Annotated in this window: 16 protein-coding genes; 8 read left to right on the plus strand and 8 right to left on the minus strand. The window is 34.0% G+C overall.

From position 1 onward, the window contains the following. Positions 1 to 71 precede the first annotated feature (71 nt). Positions 72 to 6,272 carry an alpha-2-macroglobulin family protein gene (locus tag ABD690_RS00345; protein WP_344725884.1) on the plus strand — a complete coding sequence of 2,067 codons (6,201 nt, stop codon included), beginning with the start codon at positions 72 to 74 and terminating at the stop codon, positions 6,270 to 6,272. 35 nt (positions 6,273 to 6,307) lie between these two features. Here the strand turns inward: ABD690_RS00345 and ABD690_RS00350 are convergent, their stop codons facing one another. From ABD690_RS00350 to ABD690_RS00375, 6 genes are all read right to left on the minus strand, one after another. Then, entirely contained in the window at positions 6,308 to 7,030 is a 723-nt protein-coding gene (locus ABD690_RS00350) for an SDR family oxidoreductase (protein ID WP_344725886.1), read from the minus strand. 6 nt (positions 7,031 to 7,036) lie between these two features. Then, positions 7,037 to 7,591, minus strand: coding sequence for a mycothiol transferase (locus ABD690_RS00355; RefSeq protein WP_344725888.1), 555 nt, complete (start codon positions 7,589 to 7,591; stop codon positions 7,037 to 7,039). Positions 7,592 to 7,678: 87 nt separating this feature from the next. Continuing rightward, positions 7,679 to 8,197, minus strand: coding sequence for a DUF4136 domain-containing protein (locus ABD690_RS00360; protein ID WP_344725890.1), 519 nt, complete (start codon positions 8,195 to 8,197; stop codon positions 7,679 to 7,681). 37 nt (positions 8,198 to 8,234) lie between these two features. After that, a complete protein-coding gene (obgE, locus tag ABD690_RS00365; protein WP_344725892.1) occupies positions 8,235 to 9,245 on the minus strand; it encodes a GTPase ObgE in 1,011 nt (336 codons plus the stop codon). 48 nt (positions 9,246 to 9,293) lie between these two features. Continuing rightward, positions 9,294 to 10,403, minus strand: a complete 1,110-nt coding sequence (locus ABD690_RS00370) for an adenylate kinase (protein ID WP_344725894.1) — start codon at positions 10,401 to 10,403, stop codon at positions 9,294 to 9,296. Positions 10,404 to 10,530: 127 nt separating this feature from the next. After that, positions 10,531 to 12,078 carry a T9SS-dependent choice-of-anchor J family protein gene (locus tag ABD690_RS00375; protein ID WP_344725896.1) on the minus strand — a complete coding sequence of 516 codons (1,548 nt, stop codon included), beginning with the start codon at positions 12,076 to 12,078 and terminating at the stop codon, positions 10,531 to 10,533. Between the two features lie 168 nt (positions 12,079 to 12,246). Between ABD690_RS00375 and ABD690_RS00380 the strand changes: the two genes are divergently transcribed. The 5 genes from ABD690_RS00380 to ABD690_RS00400 all read left to right on the plus strand — a co-directional run bounded on the left by ABD690_RS00380 (position 12,247) and on the right by ABD690_RS00400 (position 16,988). Then, the gene (locus ABD690_RS00380) at positions 12,247 to 13,401 is read left to right on the plus strand and encodes a 5-(carboxyamino)imidazole ribonucleotide synthase (RefSeq protein ID WP_344725898.1); all 1,155 of its coding nucleotides are present in this window, start codon (positions 12,247 to 12,249) and stop codon (positions 13,399 to 13,401) included. Positions 13,402 to 13,404: 3 nt separating this feature from the next. Then, entirely contained in the window at positions 13,405 to 13,884 is a 480-nt protein-coding gene (gene purE, locus ABD690_RS00385; protein ID WP_344725900.1) for a 5-(carboxyamino)imidazole ribonucleotide mutase, read from the plus strand. Between the two features lie 203 nt (positions 13,885 to 14,087). Further along, a complete protein-coding gene (locus tag ABD690_RS00390) occupies positions 14,088 to 16,124 on the plus strand; it encodes a M3 family metallopeptidase (protein ID WP_344725902.1) in 2,037 nt (678 codons plus the stop codon). A 40-nt stretch (positions 16,125 to 16,164) separates the two neighbouring features. Next, positions 16,165 to 16,716 (plus strand): sigma-70 family RNA polymerase sigma factor, encoded by a 552-nt coding sequence (locus ABD690_RS00395; protein ID WP_344725904.1) that lies wholly within the window; start codon positions 16,165 to 16,167, stop codon positions 16,714 to 16,716. Between the two features lie 2 nt (positions 16,717 to 16,718). Beyond that, entirely contained in the window at positions 16,719 to 16,988 is a 270-nt protein-coding gene (locus ABD690_RS00400) for a hypothetical protein (protein WP_344725906.1), read from the plus strand. Here the strand turns inward: ABD690_RS00400 and ABD690_RS00405 are convergent. Next, positions 16,965 to 17,795 carry a UbiA prenyltransferase family protein gene (locus tag ABD690_RS00405; RefSeq protein ID WP_344725908.1) on the minus strand — a complete coding sequence of 277 codons (831 nt, stop codon included), beginning with the start codon at positions 17,793 to 17,795 and terminating at the stop codon, positions 16,965 to 16,967. The two genes, ABD690_RS00400 and ABD690_RS00405, sit on opposite strands and share 24 nt — an antisense overlap. Positions 17,796 to 17,917: 122 nt before the next feature. On the opposite strand from ABD690_RS00405, the gene gcvP reads away from it, so the two are divergent. Both gcvP and ABD690_RS00415 read left to right on the plus strand, forming a co-directional pair. Further along, positions 17,918 to 20,767 carry an aminomethyl-transferring glycine dehydrogenase gene (gene gcvP, locus ABD690_RS00410; protein WP_344725910.1) on the plus strand — a complete coding sequence of 950 codons (2,850 nt, stop codon included), beginning with the start codon at positions 17,918 to 17,920 and terminating at the stop codon, positions 20,765 to 20,767. Between the two features lie 97 nt (positions 20,768 to 20,864). Continuing rightward, the gene (locus ABD690_RS00415; RefSeq protein WP_344725912.1) at positions 20,865 to 21,923 is read left to right on the plus strand and encodes a 3-oxoacyl-ACP synthase III family protein; all 1,059 of its coding nucleotides are present in this window, start codon (positions 20,865 to 20,867) and stop codon (positions 21,921 to 21,923) included. 1 nt (position 21,924) lies between these two features. Here the strand turns inward: ABD690_RS00415 and ABD690_RS00420 are convergent. After that, the coding region (locus ABD690_RS00420; RefSeq protein ID WP_344725914.1) for a T9SS type B sorting domain-containing protein at positions 21,925 to 22,355 on the minus strand (431 nt) is incomplete at its 5' end.

The raw sequence follows: 22,355 nt of genomic DNA on the forward strand, positions 1-22,355 counted from the left end.
AAACGCGCCTTTTACTAATTAGTTCTTTTTTGGTATACCTTTTGAAAGTAACCTTGTAGAAAAACAAACATATGAAACACCTTACCATATTCTTTACCATAATTCTTTTTGCAAACGTCTCTCAAGCTCAAAACAACAAATTTGAATCACTTTGGAAACAAGTCGAGGCTTTTGATGCCGAAGGGTTACCTAAATCTGCATTAAAAATTGTTGAACAAATCTCTGAAAAAGCTAAAAAAACGAACAATAAACCACAAATTATAAAAGCGCTATTACATAAAAGCAAATACGCATTAATTCTAGAAGAAGATGCACAACTTACCATTATAAACGACTTTAAAGTTGAAATATCACAGAGCGAAACACCTACAAAAAATGTATTAGAAAGCATGCTTGCCGACTTATATTGGCAATATTTTCAGCAAAATCGATGGAAATTTTACAACCGTACAAAAACCGCTGATAAAGTAAATGAAACCGACTTTAGAACTTGGGATTTAGAAACTCTATTTTCTGAAATTAAAAAACACCATAATAATGCGTTACAAAACGGACTTATTCTACAACAAACATCATTAGAAACTTATGATGAATTATTAATTCTTCAAAAAAACTCTAAAACATTTAGACCTACATTATTTGATTTGTTAGCGCATAATGCTTTAGATTTTTATAAAACCAACGAAAACAGCATTACCAAACCTGCTTACAAGTTTGAAATTGACAACCCTAAATATTTAAGCGGTGTAAAAACATTTTCTCGTCTTGAATTAACATCAAAAGACACAACATCTCTACAATTACAAGCTTTAAAAATATTTCAAGATTTAATTCAATTTCATTTAAAAGATAAGTCGCCAGAAGCTTTGGTTGATGTAGATATAGAACGATTAAATTTTGTAGCAGAACATGCTACTTTTTCTAATAAAGAAACCAAGCTAGAAGCAACACTAAAATCATCTAAAGATTTTTACAACTCAAAAGCAGTTTCCGGATTATACAGTTTTGAATTAGCAAAATTGTGGCATCAACAAGGCAGCAAATATGATCCTAAAACAAATGAATCAGCTCAATGGAAAGTTAAAGATGCCTATAATATTTGCCAATCGGTTATAACGGCTTTCCCTAAAAGCATTGCAGCAGATAAATGTGACGCTCTTAAAAAAAGTATCTTAAAACAAAATATTCAAATTCAAACAGAAAGCTTTTTACCAATTCAAGAAGCTTCTAGATTACTTGTTTCTTACAAAAATATAAACAACTTAAAATTTGATGTTTATAAACTTAATGAAAAGCAATTTGCCTTATTTAATAAAACCTATCGTGAAGATGAGCAATTAGCCTTTATAAAAAAACTTACTGCATCAAAAACTTGGGAAACAACATTAAAAAACGAAGGCGACTACCAAAATCATAGCACAGAAGTAATCATGCCTGCATTAGAAAATGGTCGTTACCTAATTGTTGCATCTGTTTTAGGCAACGATACCTTTGCTACTCAAACCATACAAATTACCAATATCGCGGCTATTGATAAGACAGAAAACAACAAGCAAGCCTATCAATTTGTTAATAGAAATACAGGAAAACCTATTCAGGATATTGATGTAAAAATCACTTACAAAAAGAACTACAATGGACGTTTACAGAGTAAAAATTTAACTTCAAATTCTAAAGGGTTAATTGAAATTATAAAAGATGGTTTTAATTGGACGCAAGTAAAAATTGAAGCCACCACAAAAAATGATAAAGCCTATTTTGGTGATTATTACATAAATCAATCACACACTACACAAAAAGAAAACACAAAGTACAACGGCTTTATTTTTACTGACAGAAGTATTTATCGTCCTGGACAAACAGTCTACTTTAAGGGCATTGCCATGAAAACTGATCATGATATATCTGAAGTTTTAGCTAATGAAAATTTAAGTGTTACTCTATATGATACCAATTATGAAATTGTAAAAGAACTGAAATTTAAAACCAATGAATTTGGCTCTATTTCTGGAGAATTTATACTACCTAGTAACGGACTTACAGGATATTATACGCTCGATTTAAAAGCTGACAATAAAACAATTCATGCTTCAAGTTCTATTTCGGTTGAAGAATACAAGCGTCCTAAATTTGAAACCAACTTTGCTCCTATTACAGAGACTTTTAAAATAAACGATTCTATCAAGGTAAAAGGAACTGCTTTAGCCTACGCAGGCAGCAATATAACAGATGCTAAAGTAGTGTATCGTGTACACAGAAAAGTACAATATCCTAGTTGGTACTATTGGTCTCGCCCTGCTTTTTTTAGCGAATCACAAGAAATTAGTCACGGCGAAACAACAACAGATGATAAAGGTGCGTTTGAAATTACTTTTAAAGCCATTCCTGACATAAGTGTAGATAAAAGCTCACAGCCTATTTTCAATTATGAAATCACCGCTGATGTTATCGATTTAAATGGCGAAACACGAAGTGCCACAACAATAGTAAACGTTGGCTATCATGCTATGACAGCTACTGTTTCAGTAGCAAATCTATTAGACAAAACAAATAAAAATCATACGTTAGAAATTAACACACAAAACCTTAACGGCGAATTTGTTCCTGCTAGTGGTACTATAAAAATTTATAAACTACAAGCTCCAAAATATGTATTACGTGACAGACCATGGGAAGCGCCAGACTACCTTATGCTTTCAGAAACAGCATTTAAAAATCAATTCCCACATGATGCTTATCAAGATGAAGACAATCCTAACAACTGGAAAAAAGGGCTTTTAGTTTTTGAAAAACACTTTGATACAGAAAAATCGAAAACTCTAGAACTCGGCAACATAAAAAAATGGCAATCTGGACAATACATCATTGTTTTAGAAAGTAAAGATTCCTTTAAACAAGATGTAAAAGCTGAAGCAAAAACTACGCTTTACAGTGATAAAGACAATACTCTAGCCGATAATCAATTATTCAGCATCACAACCAATAAAACAAATTATGATGTAAATGATATGGCTGAAATAACCATAGGTTCATCAGCAAAAAATATAACTATAACACTTGATGTTGAAAAAAATCATGAAACTATAAACACGTATATAATTGACCTTAATAACAACAAAAAAACTATTAAAATTCCAGTCACAAAAGACGACATAGGAGGTTTTGCTGTGCACTATAGTTTTGCTTTTGCTAATAGTCATCAATCAGGATCAGAGATCATTTCAGTACCATACCCTAAAACAGATTTAGAGATTGAAACCACCACATTTAGAGACAAATTACAACCAGGAAAAGATGAAACTTGGCGTTTTAAAATAAAAGGTTCAAAAGGTGAACAAGTGTCTGCCGAACTATTAGCAAGTATGTACGATGCATCTTTAGACCAATTTAAACCACATAATTGGAGTTTCAACCCAATACACAAAACTACTTACTCTAGCTACAACAGAAGAAATGCTGCTTACAGCTTTGGTACACGTAGATTTAGAATACAAAACCTAAACCAAACATTTATTCAATATCCTCATCAATCTTATGATCAATTTAATTGGTTTGGTTTGAGTTTTGGGCATAGGCCATACTATTTTCAATCTGAAAAAGCTAGGTTAGCGTCAATCACAGAAGATCAAAAGCTTGAAAAGGAAAACGTAGTTGAAAGTTTACAAGGTAAAGTTTCTGGTCTTCAAATCAACAATAACAATACGAATCAAACAACAAGAATTGTTTTACGAGGAAATAGATCTCTTTCTGGGAACACAGAAGCACTTATTGTTATTGATGGTAAAATAGCATCGAGTGAAGATCTTCAAAAAATATCTCCAGAATTAATTGAAAACACAACAGTACTAAAAGGCGCTGGAGGCTCTGCGCTTTATGGTTCTCAAGGTGCTAATGGTGTCATAATCATTTCCACTAAAAATGTGGATTTCAGTCAGGTTAGCATCCGCAAAAACCTTCAAGAAACCGCATTTTTCTTTCCGCAGTTACAAACCGACGAAAACGGAAACGTAAGTTTTAATTTCACAACACCAGAAGCCTTGACCAAATGGAAATTGCAGCTTTTAGCACATACCAAAACGCTACATAGCGCTGTAAGCAGTTTTGAAACCGTAACTCAAAAAGAGTTAATGGTGTTACCAAATGCACCTCGCTTTTTACGTCAAGGTGATGTTATTACCATTAGCACCAAAATTGCTAATCTTACTGAACAGGCGCTTTCTGGTCAAGCTAAATTAGAGTTAACAGATGCTATTTCAGGAAAGGATATTAATCAAGATCTTATCAGTTCCAACATAGTTGAAACCTTTTCAGTAGACGCAAAAGGTAATACTCAAGTATCATGGACGCTAAACATTCCGGATAATGTGAGTGCTATTCAATATAAAATTATAGCAAAATCTGGTGATTTTAGTGATGGTGAACAAAGTGCATTACCTGTGCTAACCAACAGAATGTTAGTCACCGAAACATTACCGATGTGGATAAAAAGTAACGAAACCAGAACGTTTACTCTAGATAAGCTTAAAAATAACGTATCTACAACCTTAAAACATCATAAGCTCACTTTAGAGATGACCTCTAATCCTGCTTGGTATGCAGTTCAAGCATTGCCTTACCTTATGGAATATCCGTATGATTGTAATGAGCAAACCTTTAGTCGTTACTATGCAAATGCGTTGGCAAGTCATATTGCAAACAGCAATCCTAGAATACAAGAGGTTTTCAATCAGTGGAAAAACACAGATGCATTATTAAGCAATCTTGAAAAAAATGAAGCATTAAAATCTATTCTTATTCAAGAAACGCCTTGGTTACGCGATGCACAAAGTGAAACCGAACAAAAGAAACGTATCGCTTTGTTGTTTGACATGAATAAAATGAACAACGAATTGCAATCTGCCTTACGTAAACTACAACAAAACCAAATGAGCAATGGTGCTTGGTCTTGGTTTAAAGGCGGACGCGAAAACCGTTACATTACGCAGCATATTATTGCTGGTTTTGGACATTTAAAACACTTAAATGTAAATTCTAGTTTTGAAGAGCAATCTATGATACAACATGCTATAGAATATCTAGATGCTGAATTTGTAAAAGAATATAAAGACCTTAAAAAATACAGCAGCAAAGTAGATTTAGACAAAGACCACTTGAGCTATACTCAATTGCATTATTTGTACATGCGAAGCTTTTTCCCTGAAATTAAAACATCAAAAGAAGTTGAAGACATTACCAAATATTACCACACACAAATAGAAAAACATTGGTTGTCACGTTCGTTGTATGCTAAAGGATTAATGGCTTTAATTACACACAGAATGGAAGATAACAAAACAGCTTCTAAAATCTTAAAATCATTAAAAGAAAACAGTATTACTTCAGATGAATTAGGTATGTACTGGAAAGAAAACACAAGCTCTTGGTATTGGTATCAAGCACCTATTGAAACGCAAGCGTTGCTGATTGAAGCGTTTTCAGAAATTGAAAATGACACCAAAACTGTAGACAACCTAAAAATATGGTTGCTTAAAAACAAGCAAACCAATCAGTGGAAAACCACAAAAGCAACTACCGAAGCAGTTTACGCATTGCTATTACAAGGCAGCGATTGGTTAAGCGTTACCGAAATGGTTGATGTTGTTTTAGGTAATAAGCCTGTTGAGCCTTCAAAATTAGAAACCGTAAAAGTTGAAGCAGGAACTGGTTATTATAAAACATCTTGGAACACTACCGAAATTAAACCTGAAATGGCAGAAGTAAAACTCACCAAAAAAGGAAATGGCATTGCTTGGGGAAGTTTATACTGGCAATATTTTGAAGATTTAGATAAGATTACTTCCGCTGAAACACCTTTAAAACTTCAGAAGAAATTATTTAAAAAGAATAATACTGATACTGGTGAAGAGCTTACAGAAATCACTTCAGAAACGCATTTAGAAGTTGGCGATTTGGTACGTGTGCGTATAGAATTACGTAGTGATCGCGCTATGGAATTTGTTCACATGAAAGATATGCGAGCAGCAGGATTAGAACCTGTTAATGCACTATCACAATACAAATGGCAAGATGGATTAGGCTATTATGAAGCGACTAAAGATGCAAGTACTAATTTCTTCTTTGATTATCTACCAAAAGGAATTTATGTGTTTGAATACGACTTACGTGTAAACAATTCTGGAGATATGAGTAATGGCATCACAACCATTCAAAGTATGTATGCACCAGAGTTTAGTAGCCATAGTGAAGGCGTGAGAATTTCAGTTAATAATTAAATAAAAAAGGCTTCAAAAATTTGAAGCCTTTTTTATTATTTACTTGGTGGCGTTGTTGGCCTAACCTCTATTTTACTAGGTAAGGTTCTTGGATTCATTTTTAATAAATCAACAACCAATTCTCCAATATCTTCACTTTGAATTTTCCAAGCATCAGAAGCATCAGGTTCATTACCATTAAAATGTGTAGATACTGATCCTGGCATAATGGTACTTACTTTAATACCATACTTACGTAAATCTAACATAACCGCCTGTGTAAAACCTGTAACACCAAACTTACTGGCATTATAAGCAGAACCATTAGCAAAGAAATTGGTTCCTGCTAGACTTGAAATGGTAATGTAATATCCTTTAGATGCTTTTAGTGCATCTACACTTGCTTTTATTGAATAAAAAGCACCTGTAAGGTTTGTATCAATAGTCTCTTGCCATTGCTCACTGGTTAAATCTTCTATGCTTGCAAAATGTCCTAATCCGGCATTTGCAACAACAATATCAAGACTACCTAAAGTATCTATAATCTGTTTTACAGCGTTTGTTTGACTTTCAAAATTTCGCACATCGGCTTCTATACCTATAGCTTTTGCGTCTGTTGTATTACTAGCGTTTAATAACCCTGCAGCTTCACTTGCCGAAGCACTTGATCTACTTGTTATAGCTACATGAATACCTTGTTGTAATAAGCTTTGAGCCACACCAAAGCCAATACCTTTACTTCCACCTGTTATTAATGCTACTTTGTTTTTTAAATTCATAATTTTTTATTTTGGTAATCGTTTTGTTAAAAAGGCTAATTGCCCCATATGATTTGCTTGGTGCTCCATAACATGAAACCACGCCCAGTGATTGGTCATAGCTCCATTCTTTTTTGAGAACCATGTATCGTCTTTTGTTTTTAGTAGTTCTTTTGTTTTTTCTCTAACTTCATTGTAAATATCTAAATAATACTGAATTGGTTTTCCTTGTAATTCTTCACGACCCTTATCTCCTAGTCCTAGAGCAACACTCCATTTACTTTCCTCTTCTTTATTAAATTGTCTTTTTTCAAAGGTGTAAACTTGATAGTAGGCTTCAGTAGCGGCTAAATGATAAATGATTGCTCCAATACTATTTGCATTTTTATCAATTAAAAAATCTGTTTGCTCTTGGTTTAGATCTTTAACAATCCTTTCAACACGCCCTTTAAGGTCGTCTAACATAGAAACCATATTCCCAATATCATGAGAGTATTTCTTTGACGATTTAATTTCGTATTGTGCTTGAGATTGAAAACAAATGAGTAATAATACTGCTAAAATGGATAATGTTCGTTTCATGTTGATTGGTTTTAATCCCTCGAAGATAAACAACCTATTTATAGATATGAAACGATTAACAGTAGCTTAACGCATATTAAGAAAACTTTATTGGTTTGGTGGAAACTCTTTCAAAACCTTGTTAACAATAGCTTTAAAGAGTGCCTCTCGACTTTCAGGCTTTGCATTAGGTTTAAATGTACTCTCGCTAATAGCTTGCCAAAACAAACCTATTCCGTTTTCATCAACAAAATCAAATTGTATTTTTCGGTCTATATTAGGTTGCCCTATAGGAATTCCTACTGAAACGCCACCTCCAACATGAGACCCACTGCCGCCTACACCTACGCCAACACTATTTCTTTTCATTGATTGGCGTTCTGAACTTTTAATATCTATATAAAAATCAGGAGAAGTTGACATTTGAAATCCTTTAGTCTGAAGAGCTTCATCTAAAGCAGAAAATAAGCGTTTGGCATCAAAATCACTTAAACCTGTATTGATATTATCGTAATAATTGTAGGTTTTGTATTTTGAAAAATCTGTGCCCTTTTCATAATCATGATTAACATATATAGGAGCACAGGAAACAATTATTAATAAGACAAATAAAGAGGAAAATCGCATAACTTTTTATTTTAAAGTTACGAAATTAGGATATACCTTACTCTGTTGGAGCGGCATTTAACATCTTCCACAAAGTATCTTTAAGCTCTTGAAGTCCTTGTTGTGCTACTGAAGACATAAACATGTAGTCTACTGGAAGTTCATTATCTAACTCTTCTTTAAGCTCTGCCTTTAATTCATCATCTAGCATATCACTTTTTGAGATAGCAACAAAACGCTCTTTATCTAAAATTTCAGGGTTGTAGCGTTTTAACTCATCTAGTAAAATATCATATTGTTTTTTAATGTCATCAGCATCAGCCGGGATTAAAAATAACAATACCGAGTTGCGTTCTATGTGACGTAAAAAATAATGTCCTAGTCCGCGTCCTTCTGCAGCACCTTCTATAATTCCAGGTATATCTGCAATTACAAATGATTGATGATCTCTATACTCTACAATACCTAAATTAGGTTTTAGGGTTGTAAACTCATAATCAGCAATTTTAGGCTTTGCAGCTGTTACAACAGACAGTAATGTAGATTTTCCTGCATTAGGAAAACCTACTAAACCTACGTCTGCTAATATTTTTAATTCTAGAATAATATCACGCTCTTCTCCGGGAATACCTGGTTGCGCATATCGCGGTGTTTGATTTGTTGAACTTTTAAAATGCCAGTTTCCACGACCACCCATTCCACCTTGGGCAATGGTTTTTTCTTCACCATTTTCGGTAATCTCAAAAAGGATTTCATTGGTTTCTTTATCTCTTACAACAGTACCTAAAGGAACATCCATGTATATATCTGCTCCATCTGCACCTGTACTACGCTGCTTACTACCATGTTCGCCATGACCAGCTTTAAAGTGTCTTTTAAACTTATAGGTATATAATGTCCAGAGGTTAGCATTACCTCTTATGATTACATGTCCACCACGACCACCATCACCACCATCTGGACCTCCTTTTTCTATATACTTTTCACGGTGTAAATGTGCAGACCCTTTACCTCCGTTTCCAGAGGCTACATGTAACTTTACGTAATCAACAAAATTCCCTTCAGTCATATTCCCTTTCCGCAGTAGCGGATATTATTTAATTATATATTGCAAGTATTATAATGAGTCTATAACATTACTCAAACGCGCTGTGATATCTTCAATACTACCAACACCATCTACACCGTAGTATTTGTCTTGTGCAGAATAATAGTCTTTAAGTATGGCTGTTTTTTTATAGTACTCTTTAATACGGTTTCTAATGATGCTTTCATCAGCATCATCAGCTCTTCCACTTGTTTTACCACGCTCTAATAAACGTTGCACTAAAACTTCATCATCAACTTCAAGTGCTATCATAGCATTGATTTGAGAATCTTTTTCATCCATTAATTTATCTAATGCTTCAGCTTGGGCATTGGTACGCGGAAAGCCATCAAAAATAAACCCTTTAGCATCTGCATTTTTTTCTACTTCAGCATTTAGCATATCAATCGTTACTTGGTCAGGAACTAATTCTCCTTTGTCCATGTATGATTTTGCTAACATACCAAGAGCGGTCTCATTTTTAATATTAAATCTAAATACATCACCTGTTGAAATGTGTACTAAACTGTATTTTTCTTTTAAAAATTCGGCTTGTGTGCCTTTTCCTGCTCCTGGAGGTCCAAATAGGACAAAATTAGTCATGTGTTGTGTAGTTTTTAATTGATATATAGCTGGTAAATCTCTACCTAATCCATCATAGTCAAGTCCGTAACCCACTATAAATTTATTAGGAATTTCTATACCAACGTAATGTAGTTTAAAATCTTTCTTGTAGGCTTCTGGTTTATAAAACAAGGTCGCTATTTTAAGTTCTTTTACATTTTCGTTTTTGAAAATTCTATGAACTTCAGCCAGTGTTTTACCAGAGTCAATAATGTCTTCTAAAATCACAACCGTTCTACCTGTCAAGTCTTGTGTTAGGCCAATTAAGCGCTGTATATCATCAGTAGATTTCAAACCTTCATAAGATGCTAGCTTTATAAAGGTAACTTCACAAGCTTTAGGATATTTTTTCACAAAATCACTTACAAACATAAACGACCCATTTAAGATGCCTATAAACACAGGTACTTCATCACCTAAATCATGGGCTATTTCATTAACCATACGTTGTACAACCTCCTGAATTTTGTCTTCAGAAATAAATGGCTTAAAGTGTAAATCGTGTAATTTTACCACGTGTTTTTAATTTTAGAAATGCAAAGATAATCATTTGATTAACGTTTTGCGAATTCTAAACAATATACTTAAAATTAAAAAAGGCAGCTAATTATAGCTGCCTTTTTATAAGTTATTAAAATGTCAATTACTCCTTTAAAACTTTAATTGTATGCGTGTTATTTCCGCTATAAATTTTTGCAATATAGCTTCCTGACGCTAGTGAACTCATATCTAATTTTGCTGATGTAGATTGAGGTGTGCTTTGTAAAACAACTTTTCCTAATAAATCGTAAACTTCAACAGATGATATTTGAGAAGCATAAGAAATGTTTAGTGTATTCTTTACAGGGTTTGGATAGATTGACAATTGAGTTTTATCAAAACTATCAACAGAAAGAGACTCTAATCTTACAGTTACATCATCAATATTTAACCCTCTTGCCCAGTTTGAAGTTCCTTCAAAAGCAATATAGTAGGTAGCAGATGGGTTTGGTAAAGCTAAAACCACATTAGTCCAATCAGTTTGCTCTGCTGTGTAATCTTCTCCTATTTGTACCCAAGCATCATTAACGTCTGTTTTGTAATATACTCGAAGCTCATCAATATCTCCAAACCAATTTACATTTGCGTAATAAAAATCTAATTCTGGACTTGTCGCACTTGAAAGATCTAAAGGTAAGGACACCAATTTTGTTACATCTCCAGAAGTTGTTGTTCTAAATTCAGCCATAGTAGCACCTGTTCTTGGTGTAATAGATCCATCACCGTTTTGAGCTACAAATGTCCATGATTCACCTCCAGAAACATCTTCATTCTCCCAACAAACTGGCATAGATCCACTTTCAAAACCTTCTTGAACAGGGAATGTTGTTTCAGCCTCGCATAAAGTTGTAAATGCTATTGGACCAAACCAATCGCTGTAATCAGAGCTACCACAATCTTGCCTCACATAATATTCATACATTGTACCTGAACTTAAACCCGATAACATGGTAGATGTAGCATTCATAACAGCTGGTGCTGGCGTACCTGAACCTGCAGTAAATCCTGGAGCTCCATACTCTACCTCATAATTACCTAAATCTCCTGTCCAAGAAATTGTAGCTGTTGTTGTAGTTATATTATCAACAGCTGCTGCTGTTGGCGAAAAACAACTTGGTATTGCTGTAACTTCTATCTCATCCAAATCAAAAGCAAACATATCTGTAGTAGAAGAATAAAATGCTATATAAATAGTTTGCCCTACATAATCTGTTAATTCATACTGATACTTAACAAAATCTGGACCACTAGCAGGAGCTACATTGGCTTCTAGCGTTTCAGTAAAATCACTAGCCGCCGTTCCAGTAGTAGAAACTCTTAAACTTATCGTTTCTGGGTAATTAGGATCGCGGCTTCTTGCCCAAAAACTTAAAAAATCTGAAACACCTGCTTGTACAGAAACCGAAGGTGTAATTAAATAATCATCGTGAGCCACTGCATTATATAAAATAGACACAATATTATCTCCTGTTTGTGCAGTTAGTTCTGATGTAGACAAATCTACAATCTGCCACGTGTTACCTGCATCTCCCTGATCAATAACAGTCCATCCTGACGGAATGTCTGTACTTCCTTCAAAACTCTCTACAAATTGAGAGAATGATAAAAAAGGTAAAACAAAAAATGTAAATAAAAGTAGTTTTTTCATCATATAAAATAGTTAATAGTTTAATTTAACCATAAACTTAAGATTTTTAAAACAAAATCTTAACATTTTAACTGTTTTTTTAACATCTTACGACTATCTTTGTAACGCATTACTAACAAACATTAGCTCGTAAATCATCTTATACACTAAAAGCATAGAGCTTAACAAACTATGAATTTTTTCTCTTCAAAATTTAAATTAGGCATTTTAGGTGGCGGACAACTAGGTAAAATGCTACTTTACAACACTAGAAAATTTGATATCCACACTAAAGTACTGGATGCTAGCAACGAAGCACCTTGCAAAATTGCATGCGACGAATTTCAACTTGGCGATTTAATGGATTTTGATGCGGTTTACAATTTTGGAAAACAGGTTGACGTTTTAACCTTTGAGATTGAAAACGTAAACACCAATGCACTTGAAGCTCTAGAAAAAGAAGGCGTAAAAGTATATCCTTCTTCAAAAACTCTGAGAACCATTCAAAATAAAGCAACACAAAAACTCTTTTACAAAGACCATAACATCCCTACAGCCGATTTTACTCGATTCGCTTACACATCTGAAATTAAAGAAGCTATTCACAATGGCGGTTTACAACTCCCTTTTGTATGGAAAAGCGCACAGTTTGGTTATGATGGTAATGGTGTAAAAGTTGTAAGAACTATTGAGGATTTAGAAGGCTTACCAAATGTTGAGTGTATTGCTGAAGACATGATTCCTTTTAAAAATGAGCTGGCAGTTATTGTTGCTAGAAATGTAGATGGAGATATAAAAACGTATCCAGTCGTTGAAATGGAATTTCACCCAGAAGCCAACCAAGTGGAATACGTTATTTGCCCTGCGCGAATTGACGACGCAGTTGCAAAAAAAGCTCGTGAAGTGGCTTTAAATGTTTCTAAAGCATTTAACCATGTTGGACTTTTAGCGGTTGAAATGTTTCAGACTAAAAACGACGAGATTTTGGTTAACGAAGTAGCTCCAAGACCTCACAATTCGGGTCATCAAACTATTGAAGCGAGTTACACCTCACAGTTTGAACAACACTTACGTGCTATTCTTAATTTACCATTAGGACAAACCGATAGTAAAGTTGGTGGAATTATGGTAAATTTGGTAGGAGCCGAAGGTCATACAGGAAATGTTGTATATGAAAACATTGCTAAAATCATGAAACTAGAAGGTGTTACACCTCATATATACGGAAAAAAACAAACACGTCCATTTAGAAAAATGGGACATGTAACCATTGTTAATAAAGATATAAATGAAGCAAGACGTGTAGCTGAACAAGTAAAGAAAACCATTAAAGTTATGAGTAAATAAACTATGAGCAAAGTAGGAATTATTATGGGAAGTAAAAGCGATTTGCCTGTTATGCAAGACGCTATTGACATCCTAAAAGGATTTGATATAGAAATAGAAGTTGATATTGTTTCTGCGCATCGTACACCTGAAAAACTGTTCAACTACAGTAAAAACGCACATACAAGAGGCATTTCAGTAATTATTGCTGGAGCTGGTGGTGCAGCACACTTACCTGGCATGGTAGCTTCTTTATCTCCATTACCTATTATTGGTGTTCCTGTAAAAAGTAGCAACTCTATTGATGGTTGGGATTCTGTTTTATCTATTCTCCAAATGCCTGGAGGCGTTCCTGTTGCAACTGTAGCTCTAAATGGTGCTAAAAACGCAGGAATTTTAGCTGCTCAAATTATTGGAAGTTCTGATAAGTGCGTTTTAGATAAAATTATGATTTATAAAGAAGGCCTGAAAGCCAAGGTAATAGAATCTGCAAAAGACTTATAATAAAAAACCTTGACAGGACGTCAAGGTTTTTTTGCTATTAATCAACTATTTTTATAGAGTTTTCTTATTAACTCTTATGAAAAATCAGCGCAAAAGTAATATACTTAATAGATTTTTATCTTAAAATAACGTTAATTATCACAAAACAAACTATTTAGTAAGAAAATTAACACATTGATTTTCAATCTTATTCTAATAAAACCATGAATATTCTTAACAAACCCTTTGACACTCAATTTCATACTGCTCCGTTTTCAAAAATAAAGAACGAAGATTTTCTTCCTGCAATTAAAAAAGGCATTGAAGATGCAAAAGCAGAAATTGATGCCATAACCAATAATCCGGAAGCACCAACGTTTCAAAATACGATTGAAGCTTTAGATTTTTCAGGTGAGCAGTTAGATAGAATCTCAAGTATATTCTTCAATTTAAATTCTGCTGAAACCAACGACGAAATCCAAAAGATTGCTCAAGAAGTTTCTCCTTTATTATCTGAATTCAGTAATGATATCACTTTAAACGAAACGTTATTTAAACGCGTTAAAGCCGTTTACGATGCTAAAGACAGTCTAGATTTAACAACCGAACAGTTAACACTTCTTAATAAAAAATATAAAGGGTTCTCTAGAAATGGAGCCAACTTACCTGAAGAAAAAAAACAACAGCTTCGTGACATTGATAAAGAATTAAGCAAACTAAAACTAAAATTTGGCGAAAACGTATTGGCCGAAACTAACAAATATGAACTTCATATTACTAATGAAGCTGATTTAGACGGTTTACCAGAAAGTGCCAAAGAAGAAGCCAAACAAACGGCTGAACAAAAAGGTAAAGACGGCTGGATGATTACCTTACAATATCCAAGCTACATTCCGTTTATGACCTATGCTGAAAATCGTGAGTTGCGTAAAAAATTAGCTTTAGCTTTTGGAGCAAAAGGGTTTAACAATGATGCATTAGATAATCAAGACATTGTTTTAAAAATTGCCAAACTACGTCATCAACGTGCTAACTTATTAGGGTACAAAACGCATGCGCATTTTGTTTTAGAAGAGCGTATGGCAAAAAACCCTGAAACTGTAAACACCTTTTTAAACGATTTATTAGAAAAGGCTAAACCAGCTGCCGAACGTGAGTTTAAAACGTTAAGCGATTTTGCCAAAGAACTAAATGGTATTGAGCAATTACAAAAATGGGATGGCGCCTATTATTCAGAAAAATTAAAACAAAAGCTATTCGATTTAGATGACGAAAAGCTAAAACCATATTTCAAACTTGAAAACGTTATTAATGGTGTGTTTACCATTGCTGAAAAACTATACGATTTACAGTTTGAAGAAATCAACACGATTGATAAATACCACGACGATGTGCTTACTTACAAAGTAACTGATAGTGACGGTAATTATATTTCGGTTTTTTATGCTGACTTTTTCCCAAGAGCAGGAAAACGTAATGGTGCGTGGATGACTGTTTACAAACCACAGTATGTGAAAAACGGCGAAAATAGCAGACCTCACATTTCTATAGTTTGCAACTTTACCAAACCTACAAAAACCAAACCTTCACTTCTAACCTTCAATGAAGTTACCACACTTTTTCACGAGTTTGGTCACGCTTTACATGGTATGTTAGCCAACACTACCTACCCAAGTATTTCTGGTACGAGTGTATTTTGGGACTTTGTAGAATTACCAAGTCAGGTATTAGAAAACTGGTGTTACGAGAAAGAAGCTTTAGAGTTGTTCGCAACCCATTATGAAACTGGAGAAGTAATCCCAATGGATTTAATTGAAAAAATAAAAGCTTCGGCTACATTTCATGAAGGTATGCAAACTTTACGTCAGTTAAGTTTTGGGTTATTGGATATGAGTTGGCACGCTAATGAAGCTCCAGAAACAATAAATTCAGTAAAAGCACACGAACAAAAAGCATTTGAGAACACGAAACTTTATCCTGATGTAGCTGAAAATTGTATGAGCACCTCGTTTTCTCACATTTTCCAAGGTGGTTATTCATCTGGATATTACAGTTACAAATGGGCTGAAGTATTAGATGCTGATGCTTTTGAGTTCTTTAAAGAAGAAGGTATTTTTAGTAAAAATGTGGCGCAGAAGTTTAAAGACAATGTACTTTCACAAGGCGGAACTGAAGATCCTATGACACTTTACAAACGATTTAGAGGAAAAGAACCTCAACCAGAAGCACTACTAAAACGTGCTGGTTTGATTGAGAAATAATTTTTTTGTCTACATTTGATAAAAATTCTTGAAAAAGAGCATGCCTAAACACGAACTAAATCCCAACACTTGGATTGACAGATATTCTGACTATCTATTTAATTACACCATCTCTCGCGTAAATGACAGAGAAATGGCTAAAGATTTAGTACAAGATACTTTTTTTGCAGCTTTAAAAGCTATGAAAAACTTTAAAGGCGATGCTAGTGAGCGCACTTGGCTAATTGCTATTTTAAAGCGAAAAATCATAGACTACTATCGTAAAATAAACTCCAAAAAAGGACAAGCCGAAGTACGTATTTCTTATAACTCTGATGAAGACGAAGGTGATTGGCTTGAAGAACGTGTTGCAGATCCTTTTGATAAAACAGCCGAAGACGCTTTAGAAAATGACGAACTTGGTGATGCTATTTTTAATTGTTTAGACAAACTCCCTGAAAAACAAGCTACAGTTTTTAGAATGAAAACTATTGAAGGTTTAGAAACCGAAACTATTTGTAATGAACTAAATATCACTGCGTCTAACCTTTGGGTTATTGTCCATAGAGCTAGAAGCGCAATGGCTGATTGTATGGAGAAAAACTGGTTTTAAGTATGAAAGAAAAAAAATCATTTTTATTTATTTCTTGTGATGAGGCTAAACATATCTGTGATAAGTCTCAATACAAAGAGGCGTCTATTGTTGAAAAACTTAAACTTAATTTAAGATACACTTGGTGTAGAGTTACTAGGGCTTATGTTAAAAAAAACAAACAGCTCACAACTACCCTAGACAATTCTAATATAGAATGTTTAAACACTTTAGAACGCCAAAATCTTAAAGAACAATTCAAACAAGAGTTAAATAAGCAAAATCAAAACTAACCATATTATAGAAATACTTTCTACAAAAAAGGCACTATAGTAATCTCCTTGTTGTTTTTTGGCAAATAACAATGCTAGCAACAATAATATTGACACAATACATGATGCCCAAATATGATTTTGTGGCAATATATCCTTAAAAAATTCTAACAAAAAGAAAATACCAACCAAAAACACACCTATCACTTTAGTTAGCTTGACCCCTATTTGTTGTGGTATTGTTGACAGCTTTATACTATCATATTGCAAATCTCGTATTTCAAAAGGAAACATAAGTACTAACACAAACACAAAACGTTGTAAACTTAACACAATCACATCTGCTTCTATAAAATAATCTGCATTAATAAGAGGCAAAAACACAGTAACACAAGCCCAAACAAGTGCTATAATGTAAACTTTAACGCCACTTATACTACGTAAATTCTCATGCTTATCTAATAGTAGTTTACTAGGCAGCAAAGGTATTGCATACAAAAAAGTAACAACACCTAAACCACCAATATATAATAACGTAGTAGCATTAAGACGTAGTGCATAATAGCACATTGCTACAAAACATATAAATGAAAAAACCTGAATTATTTTAAGCCAACTTGCCAAACTTCTATGATGAAATTTTGCCAACCCAAAATACTTCACAAAATTGTAGCCAGTAATTGAAGCAAAAAAAATAAAATATAACACATCTTCATCATAAGGCAAATTAAACTTCAGCAAGGTTAACCAAGCCAAACAATAAACAGCTAAAGCTACATGAATACTGCTGTTTATATAAAAATCAAATATCTGCTTTATAAATCGCATACAACAAAAATAAGGAAAGTGTTAATAACCTATTTAATTGGTTAAAAACTTTAGTATTCATTAACTAAATAACGTGAATATTTACGTAATTTTGCGCCTTAAAACACAACTATAATTTTGTAATGAATACAACTGTTTTTGCACAACGTCACATAGGTCCCAGAGAGGCGGACCAAAACCAAATGTTAAAGACTATTGGTGTTGACTCGTTAGACCAACTTATCTATGAAACTATTCCAGATGATATTAAGCTAAAAAAGCCACTTAACCTTGAAGAACCAATGAGTGAGCAAGAATATCTTGTTCATATGCATAATGTCTCTAAAAAAAATAAAGTCTATAAAACATATATTGGTTTAGGGTATCACCCTACAATTCTTCCAGCAGTAATTCAAAGAAACATTCTAGAAAATCCAGGTTGGTATACTGCTTACACACCATATCAAGCAGAAATTGCCCAAGGACGTCTTGAAGCATTGTTAAATTTCCAAACCATGATTACAGATTTAACTGGAATGGAATTAGCCAACGCCTCATTACTAGACGAAAGCACAGCAGCCGCAGAAGCCATGAGTTTACTGTTTGCTGTCAGAGACAGAGCCCAAAAAAAGGAAAATGTAAATAAGTTTTTTGTTTCAGAAGATATTTTACCTCAAACCTTATCAATTTTAACAACAAGAGCGATTCCTATTGGTATAGAATTAGTTGTTGGAAAAGAAAGCGACTTTGATTTTTCATCTGATTTCTTTGGAGCTATTTTACAATACCCAGGAAAATTAGGACAAGTAACAGACATTAAATCGTTTATAGAAAAAGCAAATAACGTCAACATTAAAGTTGCAGTAGCTGCAGATATTTTAAGCTTGGTAAAACTAGAAGCTCCAGGTAAATTTGGTGCCGATGTTGTAGTAGGAACTACGCAACGATTTGGAATACCAATGGGTTACGGCGGCCCTCATGCTGCTTATTTTGCAACAAAAGAAGCTTACAAACGTGACATCCCAGGACGTATTATTGGAGTAACAAAAGATACCGATGGTAACAGAGCGTTACGTATGGCACTTCAAACTCGTGAGCAACACATCAAACGAGATAGAGCTACATCAAACATTTGTACTGCACAAGTTTTACTTGCCGTAATGGCCGGAATGTATAGCGTGTATCATGGACCTAAAGGTTTGCAGTTTATTGCAGACAGCGTTCATAATGCAGCGGCACTATTAGCTAACTCCTTAAAAAAGTTAGGCTTCAATCAAGTAAATTCTGAATATTTTGATACGCTTCAAATTAAAACGGATGCAAAAAAAGTAAAAAAGGTTGCCAAAGAAAAAAAGGTGAACTTTTACTATCCTGATGAAGATACCGTAAGCATCTCTATAAATGAAACTACAACATTAAGAGACATCAATTACCTTATTGAAGTATTTGCTAAAGTAGCAAAAAAAGAAGCCTTTACAGTTTCTGAAATACCACAAGCAAATACCATATCTGAAAACCTACAACGTAAAACCGAGTTCTTAACATCTGATGTCTTTAACACATATCACTCTGAAACCGAGTTAATGCGTTACATAAAAAAATTAGAGCGTAAAGACTTATCATTAAATCACTCAATGATATCTCTTGGCTCTTGTACCATGAAACTTAATGCGGCTGCAGAAATGCTTCCTTTAAGTATTTTTAAATGGGCAAATGTACATCCTTTTGTACCAGAAAAACAAGCCAAAGGATATTTAACCATTTTAAAAGAATTAGAAGATCAATTGACTGAAATCACAGGTTTTGCTGCTACATCACTACAACCAAACTCTGGTGCTCAAGGTGAATTTGCAGGACTTATGGTTATTAAAGCATATCATGAATCTCGTGGTGATCATCACAGAAACATTTGTTTAATCCCTTCATCTGCTCATGGTACCAACCCTGCAAGTGCCGTTATGGCTGGTATGAAAGTAATTGTAACAAAATCAACTGAAAAAGGTAACATTGATGTTGATGATTTACGTGAAAAAGCTGAATTACACAAAGACAACTTATCTTGTTTAATGGTTACTTATCCATCTACGCATGGTGTTTACGAATCTGCCATTAAAGAGATAACAAAGATAATTCACGACAACGGTGGTCAAGTATACATGGATGGTGCAAACATGAATGCTCAAGTTGGACTTACAAACCCTGGTAATATTGGTGCTGACGTATGTCACTTAAACCTTCATAAAACATTTGCCATTCCTCATGGTGGTGGCGGACCTGGCGTTGGACCAATTTGTGTTGCTGAACAACTGGTTCCTTTTTTACCAGGCAACCCTGTTATAAAAACAGGTGGTAAAAAAGCTATTACGGCTATATCTGGTGCGCCTTTCGGATCGTCTTTAGTTTGTTTAATTTCTTACGGATATATAAAAATGTTAGGCGCTAAAGGTGTTACTGATGCTACAAAAGCAGCCATCTTAAACGCGAATTACATAAAAACTAGACTACAAGGACATTTTGATACATTATACTCTGGCGAAATGGGTAGAGCTGCTCATGAGATGATTGTTGATTGTCGTCCTTTTAAAGCTAATGGTATTGAAGTTACTGATATTGCTAAACGACTAATGGACTACGGATTTCATGCACCAACAGTATCTTTCCCAGTTGCTGGCACATTAATGATAGAGCCAACAGAAAGCGAAAGCAAAGCCGAAATGGATCGTTTTTGTGATGCTATGATTTCAATTAAAAAAGAAATTGACCAAGCATCAAAAGAGGACAACAACAATGTACTTAAAAATGCTCCACATACATTAGAAATGGTAACAGCCAACGAATGGGATTTCCCTTACACAAGAGAACAAGCTGCTTATCCTTTAGATTATGTAAAAGACAATAAATTTTGGCCTTCAGTAAGACGTGTTGACGATGCTTACGGAGACAGAAACTTAATATGTACGTGTGCTCCTATTGAGGAGTATATTGATGCCTAATTTAACAGGTTGAACATCGTATTTTAAACAAAAAGAGGGTTTGCTTTTGATTGACAGTAATTAATTTTATATTACGTTAATAGCAAACCCTTTTTTAATGAACATACACATAACAGGCACAGGAAGTTATATTCCTGACACTATAGAAAAAAACGAAAACTTCAATCAACATATTTTTTTAAACAGTGATGGTTCTAGTATAGATTCCTCAAATAAAGTCATTGTTGAGAAGTTTCAAGACATAACAGGCATTGTTGAACGTCGTTATGCTGAACCTCATCTTGTTACATCAGATTTAGGTGCTTTTGCTGCTGAAAGAGCAATTGCTAACGCTAATATAGACCCTGAAGAATTAGACTACATTATTGTTGCACATAACTTTGGAGATGTGAAACACAACACCATTCAAAGCGATATTCTTCCTTGTTTAGCCGCTAGAATAAAACATAACCTGCGTATAAAAAATCCTAAATGCGTCGCTTACGACATACTTTTTGGTTGTCCTGGTTGGATTGAAGGTGTGATACAAGCAAATGCTTTTATTAAATCTGGCATAGCTAAAAAATGCCTTGTAATAGGAGCAGAAACCTTATCGCGCGTTGTAGACAAACACGATAGAGATTCTATGATTTTTTCTGATGGCGCTGGAGCAACAGTCATTGAAGCTACAGATAATGAAGGAGGCATACTAGCCCACGAAACCGTAAGTCATACTTTAGACGAAGCCTATTATTTATATTTTGGAAACTCAAATAACCAAAACCTTTGTCGAGATACACGATATATAAAAATGCATGGTCGCAAAATTTATGAATTTGCTTTAAGCCATGTACCTCAAGCTATGAAAAGCTGCCTTGACAAAAGCGGCTATTCTATTAACGATGTGAAAAAGATTTTCATTCATCAAGCTAATGAAAAAATGGATGAAGCTATTTTAAAACGTTTTTATAGACTATACAGAACTTCAATTCCTGATAACATTATGCCTATGAGCATTCAAAAATTCGGAAACAGCTCTGTTGCTACTGTTCCTACGCTTTATGATTTGGTTTTACATAATAAAATAGAAAATCAAAGCCTTTCTAAAGGTGATGTTATTATATTTGCAAGTGTTGGTGCTGGCATGCACATAAACGCTATGGTTTACAAATATTAAATTACCTTTTTAAAGTAAAATGTGATTTATATTGTAAATTTCCTTGCCCATTGTCATAATCAACAAGATACCAATAATCACTGGATGGCATATTTAACCCATTATAAGTACCATCCCACTTATCATCAAATGGCGTGAGGGTTTTTAGTAATTTACCATACCTATTGAAAATATATAAAATATAATCACAACTATTTGAGAGCATTTCTAAATGCCAAAAATCATTAAATCCATCTCCATTAGGTGTAAAAAACATCTTTGTTTTGAAGCACAATATTTCTTGACCCATACATTCCAAATCAATCTGACCCAAATCATCTATACAACCAGTAGTTACCTCTTCAATTGAAATACTTTGATAAAGCCCTGATGCCAAATCAGTCAAGATTACTTCTCCATTGGAATCCGAAAACAATGTCTCAGTTTGACTTG

Origin of the sequence: Corallibacter vietnamensis, assembly GCF_039537875.1 — a bacterium.
Lineage (GTDB): Bacteria > Bacteroidota > Bacteroidia > Flavobacteriales > Flavobacteriaceae > Corallibacter > Corallibacter vietnamensis.